The sequence below is a fragment of the Aeromonas hydrophila subsp. hydrophila ATCC 7966 genome (assembly GCF_000014805.1).
In the GTDB taxonomy this organism is placed as follows: domain Bacteria; phylum Pseudomonadota; class Gammaproteobacteria; order Enterobacterales; family Aeromonadaceae; genus Aeromonas; species Aeromonas hydrophila.
The window spans coordinates 922,380-932,500 of the sequence record NC_008570.1 but is presented as its reverse complement, the minus strand read 5'-3'; the positions used below and the strand labels follow the sequence as shown (position 1 = coordinate 932,500).

Annotated in this window: 8 protein-coding genes; 3 read left to right on the top strand and 5 right to left on the bottom strand. The window is 59.1% G+C overall.

The window, feature by feature from the left end; genetic code table 11:
- Positions 1-54 precede the first annotated feature (54 nt).
- The gene (gene rapA / locus AHA_RS04365; RefSeq protein WP_011704808.1) at positions 55-2,922 is read left to right on the top strand and encodes an RNA polymerase-associated protein RapA; all 2,868 of its coding nucleotides are present in this window, start codon (positions 55-57) and stop codon (positions 2,920-2,922) included.
- Positions 2,923-3,031: 109 nt separating this feature from the next.
- The gene (gene rluA, locus AHA_RS04360) at positions 3,032-3,688 is read left to right on the top strand and encodes a bifunctional tRNA pseudouridine(32) synthase/23S rRNA pseudouridine(746) synthase RluA (RefSeq protein ID WP_011704807.1); all 657 of its coding nucleotides are present in this window, start codon (positions 3,032-3,034) and stop codon (positions 3,686-3,688) included.
- Between the two features lie 73 nt (positions 3,689-3,761).
- Here the strand turns inward: rluA and AHA_RS04355 are convergent, their stop codons facing one another.
- The 5 genes from AHA_RS04355 to AHA_RS04335 all read right to left on the bottom strand — a co-directional run bounded on the left by AHA_RS04355 (position 3,762) and on the right by AHA_RS04335 (position 8,526).
- On the bottom strand, positions 3,762-3,950 hold the full coding sequence (locus AHA_RS04355; RefSeq protein WP_073348952.1) for a hypothetical protein: 189 nt from the start codon (positions 3,948-3,950) through the stop codon (positions 3,762-3,764).
- Between the two features lie 58 nt (positions 3,951-4,008).
- Positions 4,009-5,940, bottom strand: a complete 1,932-nt coding sequence (locus AHA_RS04350) for a putative bifunctional diguanylate cyclase/phosphodiesterase (protein WP_011704806.1) — start codon at positions 5,938-5,940, stop codon at positions 4,009-4,011.
- Between the two features lie 23 nt (positions 5,941-5,963).
- Positions 5,964-6,461 (bottom strand): molybdopterin-binding oxidoreductase, encoded by a 498-nt coding sequence (locus tag AHA_RS04345; RefSeq protein ID WP_164927550.1) that lies wholly within the window; start codon positions 6,459-6,461, stop codon positions 5,964-5,966.
- A 95-nt stretch (positions 6,462-6,556) separates the two neighbouring features.
- Positions 6,557-8,191, bottom strand: a complete 1,635-nt coding sequence (groL, locus tag AHA_RS04340; RefSeq protein ID WP_011704804.1) for a chaperonin GroEL — start codon at positions 8,189-8,191, stop codon at positions 6,557-6,559.
- A gap of 41 nt (positions 8,192-8,232) precedes the next feature.
- Entirely contained in the window at positions 8,233-8,526 is a 294-nt protein-coding gene (locus AHA_RS04335) for a co-chaperone GroES (RefSeq protein ID WP_005309514.1), read from the bottom strand.
- Positions 8,527-8,708: 182 nt separating this feature from the next.
- Here AHA_RS04335 and AHA_RS04330 point away from each other — a divergent pair, with 182 nt between their 5' ends.
- Positions 8,709-10,109 (top strand): MATE family efflux transporter, encoded by a 1,401-nt coding sequence (locus AHA_RS04330; RefSeq protein WP_011704803.1) that lies wholly within the window; start codon positions 8,709-8,711, stop codon positions 10,107-10,109.
- Positions 10,110-10,121: the final 12 nt, after the last annotated feature.

Here is a 10,121-nt window from a genome sequence, read left to right as displayed (position 1 = left end):
GGGTAACATAGCGCCCCTTTGCGATTCACACACTCTTGGGCTTTGGAGAGTTTAATGCCTTTTGCACTTGGCCAGCGTTGGATTAGTGATACAGAGACGGATCTGGGGTTGGGGACTGTCGTTGCTGTTGAAGGACGCATGGTTACCCTGTTGTTTCCGGCTACCGGTGAAAACCGCATGTATGCCAAAGAAGAGGCGCCGGTGACCCGGGTCAGCTTCAATGTGGGCGATCAGATAGCCAGTCACGAAGACTGGACCATGACGGTCGAAGAAGTGCAGGAGAAAGACGGCCTGCTTATATATGTCGGTGTGCGTACCGACAATGATGAGCCCGTTGCCCTCAAGGAAGTGTTTCTCAACAACTTCATCAAGTTCAACAAGCCGCAGGATCGCCTGTTCGCCGGCCAGATTGACCGGATGTCCCGCTTTACCCTGCGCTACGAGGCGTTGATCAACCAGCACCAACGTCGCCGCAACCCGACTCGCGGTCTGGCCGGTGGCCGGGTCAGCCTGATCCCGCACCAGCTCTATATCGCCCATGAAGTAGGTCACCGCTACGCCCCGCGTGTATTGCTGGCCGATGAGGTAGGTCTGGGCAAGACCATCGAAGCAGGCATGATCATTCACCAGCAGTTGCTCTCCGGCCGCGCCCATCGCGTGCTCATTCTGCTGCCCGAGACTCTCCAGCACCAGTGGCTGGTTGAAATGCTGCGCCGCTTCAACCTGCACTTCTCTCTGTTTGACGAGGAGCGCTGCATCGAGGCGTTCGCCGATGCGGAGAACCCCTTCGAGACCGAACAGCTGGTGATCTGCAGTCTCGACTTCCTGCGCAAGAAGCGTCGTCGCTTCGAACAGGTGCTGGAAGCCGAGTGGGATCTGCTGGTTGTCGACGAAGCCCACCATCTGGAGTGGAGCGAAGAGGCGCCGAGCCGTGCCTATGAGATGGTCGAAGCGCTGGCCGAACAGGTGCCGGGCGTGCTGCTGCTGACCGCCACCCCGGATCAGCTGGGCCACCAGAGCCACTTTGCCCGTCTGCGCCTGCTCGACCCGGAACGTTTCTACGACTACGACGCCTTCCTCGCCGAGGAGCAGGCCTATGGTCAGGTCGCCAGCGCAGCGCAAGAGCTGCTGGATGGCGAGACCCTGAGCGATGAAGCTAAAAGAATCCTTGCCAGCCAGCTGGAAGGGCTGGACTTGAGCGATGCAGCTGCCCGTCAGCAGGCGGTCGCCAAGCTGCTGGACCAGCACGGCACCGGCCGGGTGCTGTTCCGTAACAGCCGCGCCAATATTCAGGGCTTCCCCGAGCGTCACCTCAACGTCTACCCCATGCCGCTGCCAGAGCAGTACAAGACCGCCATCAAGGTGATGGGCATGATGGGTGGCAATGGCGGCGATCTGCAGACCCGCGCCCTGCGCTACCTCTATCCGGAGAAGATCTTCCAGCAATTCGAAGGCGACAACGCTACCTGGACTCAGTTCGACCCCCGCGTCGAATGGTTGCTGGAACTGCTGCTCTCTGCCCGCCAGCAGAAGGTACTGGTGATCTGCTCCGAAGCTGCCACCGCCATCGCGCTGGAAGAGGCGCTGCGTACCCGTGAAGGGATCCGTGGGGCCGTGTTCCATGAAGGGATGTCTATCCTCGAGCGAGACAAAGCCTCAGCCTATTTCGCTCAGCAAGAGGGGGGCGCTCAGGTGCTGCTCTGCTCCGAGATTGGCTCAGAGGGTCGCAACTTCCAGTTTGCCAGCCATCTGGTGCTGTTCGATCTGCCCCTCAACCCGGATCTGCTGGAGCAGCGCATCGGTCGACTGGACCGTATCGGTCAGCAGAATACCGTCGAGATCCACGTTCCCTATCTGGAGGGCACCTCCCAGCGCGCCCTGCAGCTCTGGTATCACGATGGTCTGGATGCGTTCGAGCAGACCTGCCCGACTGCCCGTCCGGTATTTGAAGCGGTGCGTGACGAGCTGTTCGAGCTGCTGGCCGCCAACACCGGCGATCAGGCCCCCCTCGACGCCCTGCTGGTCAAGACTCGCGAGCTGCACGAGCCGCTCAAGGCCCGGCTGGAACAGGGTCGCGATCGCCTGCTGGAGATCCACTCCAGCGGTGGCGCCGCCGCCCAGCAGCTGGTCGACAAGCTCGCCGCCGAAGATGACGACACCGGCATGATCTCCTTCGCTCTCAAGATGTTCGACGAGATCGGCGTCAATCAGGATGACCGTGGCGAGAACGCGCTGGTGCTGACCCCGGGGGATCACATGCTGGTCTCCAGCTTCCCGGGCCTGCCGCAAGACGGCATGACCATCACCTTCGATCGCAACACCGCTCTGTCGCGGGATGACATGGCGCTGCTTTCCTGGGATCACCCCATGATGCGCGGCGGTATCGACCTGATCCTCGGCTCCGAGATCGGTGCGACCTCGGTTGCGCTGCTCAAGAACAAGGCGCTGCCTATCGGCTCCATCCTGCTTGAGCTGATCTTCGTTGCCGAGTCTGCGGCCCATCCCCAGCTCTATCGCTTCATGCCGCCGACCCCGATCCGTCTGCTGATGGACAAGAACGGCCAGAATCTGGGCGAAAAAGTGGCGTTCGATGCCTTCAACCGCCAGCTGACGCCGGTCAACCGCCACCTCGGCAGCAAGCTGGTCACCGCGTCCCAACCGGTGATCCACGGTCTGATTGGCAAGGGCCAGGCCATTGCCGAAGAGCTGAAAGGCGGGATTGTCGACAAGGCCCGCGCCCAGATGGCGCAGACCCTGCAACAGGATCTGGACAGGCTGGAAGCGCTCAAGGCGGTCAACCCGAACGTGCGCGACAGCGAACTGGATTATCTGCGCAATCTGCAGGCAGAATTGCACCACCTGATCGATCAGACCCAACTCAAGCTGGATGCCATCCGCTTTATCGTGGTCACCCATAACTGACGCGATACTGAAGAGACATGACCGGCTCATGCCGGATGCCATGCCCTTTATGATTGTGGTTACTCATAACTGATGGGGGCTTGCCCCCACCTTCTGATGCGAGACATTTATGTTTGAATACTCACCGCCTCTGGAACCCTGGCTCGATATCCTGTTCAAGGACAAGGACATCATGGTGGTCAACAAGCCCACTGGCCTGCTGAGCGTCCCCGGGCGCGGCCCCGAGAATGAAGACAGCGTCCTGCATCGGGTAAAGCAGCAGCATCCCAAGGCAGCGGCGGCTCATCGCCTCGACATGTCCACCACTGGCGTCATTGTCATTCCCCTCAATCCCAATTCCCATCGGGAGCTGAGTCGGCAATTTCGCGAGCGCGAGACCGAGAAGCACTACCTCGCCTGGGTGTGGGGCGAGCCGGAGGCAGCGTCGGGTCAGGTCGACCTGCCGCTCTGCGTCGACTGGCCCAACCGGCCGAAGCAGAAGGTGGACCACGAGGAGGGCCGTCACGCTCTTACCCTGTGGGAAAAATTGAAGGTAGAGAATGGTAACAGCCTGATCAAGCTGACTCCCATCACGGGTCGCTCGCACCAGTTGCGCGTCCATATGCTGGAGCTGGGGCACCCGATTCTGGGTGACAATCTCTACGCCCATCCGGATGCGCTGGCGGCTGCCCCCCATCTCTACCTGCATGCGGCCAGTCTGACCATCAGCCACCCCCGCAGCGGCGAGCGGATGACCTTCGAGGCGCCAGCCCCTTTTCCGGTCTGAGCCAAGATAGACATCGCGATATCGCAGACATAAAAAAGCCCCCATCGACTGGATGGGGGCTTTTTCGTTAGGGTCAGACGCGAATATCGATGTTACTTCCCAAAGAAGCGTTGGCCGATGTCGGTGCAACCGGTGCTGATTGAGCTGCTGTTTGCAGCAGTTTCAATGCAGATTCACCTTCTTGGGTCTGTTGTTTCTTGGCCAGGCTGGCCGTCATCAATGCAGAACCAAATGACGCAGATGCAGAACTAGATATATCCATGGTGTACCTCCTGCTTTAAGACTATCGGCCATCTTGGGCCAAGCATGAGCCATTTTGGCTAAATTAAATACGCCTTGTCCGGTTGACGCCGCTCCAGCCACTCTTCTTCCATCTCCAGCAGGGTTTGATAAACCTTCTCCGCCTGTTCTGGGCGGCTGAACAGATAGCCCTGACCATAGAGATGAATATCAGTGAGGGTGCGCAACACGTCGAGCTGAGCCTGAGTTTCTATCCCTTCACACACCAGACTCTTGCCCAGCATGGAACCCATCCGGCAGATGTTGGCGACCAGCTCGGATGCCTCGATCGACGTATCGATCCCCTGGATGAAGGAGCGATCGATCTTCACCTTGCTGACCGGCAGCTTCTGCAGATAACTGAGCGAGGAGTAGCCAGTGCCAAAGTCATCCAGTGCCAGCTGTACCCCCTGCTGATTGAGATCCTGCATTAGTTGCAGGGAGTTTTTCACCTCGCGCATGGTGGTGTCTTCCGTCACCTCCAGCACCAGGCTGGCGGCCGGAATATGGTGGTCCATCAATGCCTTGGCAACCAGCTTCAACAGATTGCGCTGATACATGCCAGGCGAGATATTGACGCACATCTGCAAATCAACCAAACCCAGTTGCTGCCACTGATAGAGCTGCTCGCAGGCCGTGTTCAATACCCAGCTGCCCAGCTTCTCGGCCAGCTGGAACTCCTCGGCAACCTGGATCACCTCGTTGGGTGGAATGAAACCCAACTCAGGGTGACGCCAGCGCAGCAAGGCTTCCACCGCCTCGCAGCGGCCACTCTCGAGATTGACGATGGGCTGGTAATAGAGCTCGAGTGCATTGTGCTCGAGCGCCATGATCATGTCGCTTGCCAAATGCTTGCGGCGCGCCGTTTCATTGAGCAACGAGTTGTCGTAGATGACGTATGGCACATGGGTCTTGCGGCTGTGAAACAAGGCCTGCTCGGCGCGGCTGAGCAGCTCCTGAGTATGCTTGCTGTCCATCGGGAAGAAGGCGATGCCGATACCCACCTCCAGGCGGAATGGGTAGTTGTCGATGATGATGTCCTGCTTGAGCGCATGCAGCAGGCGGGCCACCAGCTCCCTCACCTGGCGCAGGTCACTGCTTTCACGCTGGATCATGGCAAACTGATCGCCGCCCAGCCGGGCCACCCACTCACCGTTTTCACACAAACTGCGCATTCGCTTTGCCAGCTCCTGCAACAGGAAATCACCGGTGTTGTAGCCGAACTTGCTGTTGATGTCGCGAAAATCGTTGATGTCCACCAGCACCAGGCCAAACGGCGTCTCCTTGGTAGCGTAGGACTCCATTTTCTCCAGCAAGGCCAGCCGGTTCGAGAGTCCGGTCAGGGGGTCGACCCGTGCTGCTCTGAAATGGCGGCGGGCCTCGCGGATCAACAAACCACTCAGCAGCATCACCGACAGCACCAGCCCTGAGACCATGAACAGCAGCGCATTGCGCAGCTGGCCAAAGCGTTTGTCATTGCCTGAATAGACGTTGATGTTCTTCTGCATCACGGAGGCGAGAGAATAGGAGAGTGGCTCCTGCAGAGGAACCAGGCGCATCAATATCTGCTGATAATCGGGTGTCCCCGCCTTCAGATTGGTGATATTGGGCTCCATCTCGCGAATGTTGCTTTCGATCAGCTGCACCAGCCGCAAGGTCTTCTGCTTGTCCTTCATGCTCTGACGCAACTGGCCACTGAGTAGGATGGGGGTGCGGCTCCACAGGATGTCGTAACGCAGCATCAGGGTATCGTGATCAATGCCGCCATAATGGTAGATCTCGACGGAGTTGAGGAAGCGCCCCAACTCCAGTTGCAACTGCATCAGGGCCCAGGAGACGTCATAGGTGTACCTCTCCATCACTCGGGTCGCATTCTGTATCTGCGCGAGGCAATAGAGAGTGCTTCCTGTGAACAACAGGATGGATAGGTAAAGAACGATGAGTAAAGGCCACGCCTTGGTCTTTGCTTTCACTCGTACTCCCGCAAGCCACTACATCAATGCTGAATATCAATGGCATTCAGTTGCCAAATCATCATGTCGGTAAACTCCGAGCGTTTCAGCTCGGGATACTGATCCAGCGGTAGGATAAACCAAAGCGGTCCCTTATTCCGTACCCGCATGGTGACCCCGTCATCTTGCCAGGCCAGAATCGGGTCGTATTGCCTGACCTTATCCCAGTTGATCCTGATCTGAAAACTGTTCAAGGCCGTCAAGGTGATCGCCTTGCCATCCGCACCGACGGCAGCCAAGACATCCGCCAACTTGGGCCCCACATACTTGTGCGGTTTGTCGACCCAGGGATTGCTGGTCACTATCTCATGCTGCGGCAGGGCCTTGAGCATGGCGAGATCGAAGGAGACCACCCCCTCCGTCGCTTCGGCCGGCAGCACATTGCCGGTCACCTTCAAAATGACGGGCCCCTGTGGCGCCTCAAGTGCCATCACCGGCATGGTCAGAGAAAACAGTAATGGAATCAAACCCAGTACACGCATACTCACCTCTGATTAAGTCACTGACAATAGACTCAGTTTAGTCGCCATAAAAAAAACGGCCCGCAAAAGCGAGCCGTTTGGTAACCAGGGCTGAATTACATCATGCCCATGCCGCCCATGCCGCCCATGTCAGGCATGGCAGGGGCATCTTTCTTCGGCAGCTCGGAGATCATGCACTCGGTGGTGATCATCAGGCCGGCGATGGAAGAGGCGAACTGCAGGGCAGAACGGGTCACCTTGGTCGGATCCAGGATACCCATGGCCAGCATGTCACCGTACTGTTCGGTGTAGGCGTTGTAACCGAAGTTACCTTCACCGTTCTTCACCGCGTTGGCGATGACGGAGGCCTCTTCACCGGCGTTGATGACGATCTGGCGCAGCGGAGCTTCCATGGCGCGCAGAGCGACCTTGATACCCACGTTCTGATCTTCGTTGTCACCACGCAGGCCGGCCAGTTTGGCGGCCACGCGTACCAGCGCAACACCACCACCGGCAACCACACCCTCTTCTACAGCGGCGCGAGTCGCGTGCAGGGCGTCGTCAACCCGGGCTTTCTTCTCTTTCATCTCGACTTCGGTGGCAGCGCCAACCTTGATCACCGCAACACCGCCAGCCAGTTTGGCTACGCGCTCTTGCAGCTTCTCGCGGTCGTAATCGGAAGAGGTCTCTTCGATCTGCTGACGGATCTGGGCCACACGGCTCTCGATCAGAGATGCATCACCCACGCCATCGATGATGGTGGTGTTCTCTTTGGTGATGACGATGCGCTTGGCACGGCCCAGGTCTTCCAAGGTCGCTTTTTCCAGCTCCATGCCCACTTCTTCGGAGATCACGGTACCACCGGTCAGGATGGCGATATCCTGCAGCATGGCTTTGCGACGGTCACCGAAGCCAGGTGCCTTGACGGCCGCGACTTTCACGATGCCACGCATGGTGTTGACCACCAGGGTCGCCAGCGCTTCGCCTTCCACGTCTTCGGCCACGATGATCAGCGGCTTGCCTGCTTTGGCTACGCCTTCCAGCACCGGCAGCATTTCACGGATGTTGGAGACTTTCTTGTCGACCAGCAGGATGAAGGGATCGTCCAGCTCAACGGCACCGGTTTCCGGCTTGTTGACGAAGTACGGGGAGAGGTAGCCACGATCGAACTGCATGCCTTCTACCACGGCCAGCTCGTCGTCCAGACCCTGACCGTCTTCAACGGTGATGACGCCGTCACGACCGACTTTGTCCATGGCTTCGGCAATCAGCTTGCCCACTTTCTCGTCGGAGTTGGCGGAGATGGTGCCGACCTGAGCGATGGCATTGTTGTCAGCACACGGCTGGGACAGCGCTTGCAGCTCGGCAACGGCGGCCACTACGGCCTTGTCGATACCGCGCTTCAGATCCATCGGGTTCATGCCGGCGGCAACGGCCTTCAGGCCTTCGTTGACGATGGCTTGAGCCAGTACGGTAGCGGTAGTGGTACCGTCACCGGCGGCATCGTTGGCCTTGGAAGCAACTTCCTTGACCATCTGGGCGCCCATGTTCATGAACTTGTCTTCCAGCTCGATTTCACGGGCAACGGAGACGCCGTCCTTGGTGATGGTCGGCGCGCCGAAGGACTTGTCCAGTACCACGTTGCGGCCTTTCGGGCCCAGGGTCACCTTGACGGCATCGGCCAGGATGTTTACGCCTTCCAGCATCTTGCTGCGTGCTTCGTTGCCAAACTTGACTTCTTTAGCTGCCATTTCTTCAATCCTTCAATCAATTCGCAGGGGGAAAGGGTGGATTACTCTTCGACAATCGCCAGGATGTCGGTTTCAGACAGGATCAGTACGTCCTGACCATCCAGCTTCTCGGTCTTCACACCGTAGCCTTCGTTGAAGATCACCTTGTCACCAACCTTGACGGCGAGGGCTTTGACATCGCCATTATCCAGAATTCGGCCAGTCCCCACGGCAAGAACTTCACCACGGGTGGACTTCTGGGCCGCAGTACCAGTCAAGACAATGCCGCCAGCGGATTTGGCTTCAGCTTCGATGCGCTTGATGATGACGCGGTCGTGCAGTGGACGAATTTTCATCGATAACTCTCCCAAAATGAGTCTCTGTGTTGCTTTGAGGAATGGCCATTCCTGGCCAAATTAGATATGTCTCCGATGTGGGGCACGTTTGTTAACCCTTCAAGGGCAAATACAAAAAAAATATTTTCACGTACTATGAACGTCTTCGATGGATCTCCCGAAGTCCCGGTCAGGAAACCGGTTTGTGCTGCCCGCAGCCAGAACTCCGCCAGACGTACAGAGACGAGCCCGTGACCCGACCCAATCCCCTGCTGACCGCCCCCATGACGTCCGTATTGCTGCGCATGACGGGCCCGATGATCCTCGGCATCGTCGCCATTCTCGCCTTCAACCTGGTCGACACCTTCTTCATCGGCATGCTGGGCACCCAGGCACTGGCCGCCATCAGCTTCACCTTTCCGGTAACCTTCGTGGTCACCTCGCTGGCGATGGGATTGGGAGCCGGCCTCTCTGCGGTGATGGGTCATGCACTCGGCCAGGGCAAGCATGATGAAGCCGCCCGCATCACCACCGACAACCTGTTTCTGGCCGTGTTGCTGGTCGCCCTCATCGCCCTGGCGGGGGCACTGACCATACACCCGCTGTTCCGGTTGCTCGGCGCCAGCGATGAGCTGATCGCCCTCATCTACGACTACATGCTGATCTGGTATCTGACCGTCCCCATGCTGGTGCTGCCCATGGTGGGCAATGCCGCCATCCGGGCCACCGGCGATACCAAGACCCCCAGCCTGGTGATGACGGTGGCCGGGCTGGTCAACGGGGTGCTGGATCCCCTGCTCATCTTCGGCATAGGCCCCTTCCCCGCTTGGGGGATCCGCGGCGCCGCCATCGCCACCTCCCTCTCCTGGCTGATGGCCATGCTGGTCAGCCTCTATATATTGCGCCACCGGGAAGGGCTGCTGCGCTGGCGCCTCTCCCCGCGCCCGCAGTTGCTGGCCCACTGGCGCGCCCTGCTGCACGTGGCGGTGCCCGCCTCTTTCACCAACATGCTCAATCCGCTGGCCAACGCCGTGCTGATGACCATCTTCGCCGGGCTGGGGACGGAAGTGGTGGCCGCCTACGGCGCCGCATCGAGAGTGGAAGCCCTGCTGCTTATCGTGATGATGGCGCTCTCCTCCGTGCTGGCCCCCTTCATCTCGCAAAACTGCGGGGCGGGCAACCCGGCCCGCGCCAAGGCGGCGCTGCAGTTTTGCATGCGCTTTGCCCTGCTGTTCCAGCTGGCGGTATACGCGCTGACCTGGCTGCTGGCCCCCTTCATCGCCGAGCTGTTCAGCAGTCATCCGCAGGTAGTGCGCCTCATCGTGCTCTATCTGCACCTGGTGCCCATCGGCTACGGCTTTCAGGGCATGGTGATGCTGCTCGCGTCCGCCTTGAATGGCGTGAGGGCTTCCAGCGTCTCTTTCCTGTTCAACGGGTTGCGGCTGTTTGTCTTCTTGCTGCCAGGGGCCTGGCTGGGGGCGAAACTGGGAGGGGAGCAGGGGATCTATCTGGGCATTCTCGTGGCCAATCTGGCGGCGGGCACTCTGGCCTGGTGGTATGCCCGCCACCGCTTCGAGCAGTTGTGCCATCAGGGCAGGCCCTGATGGCAGGAAAGT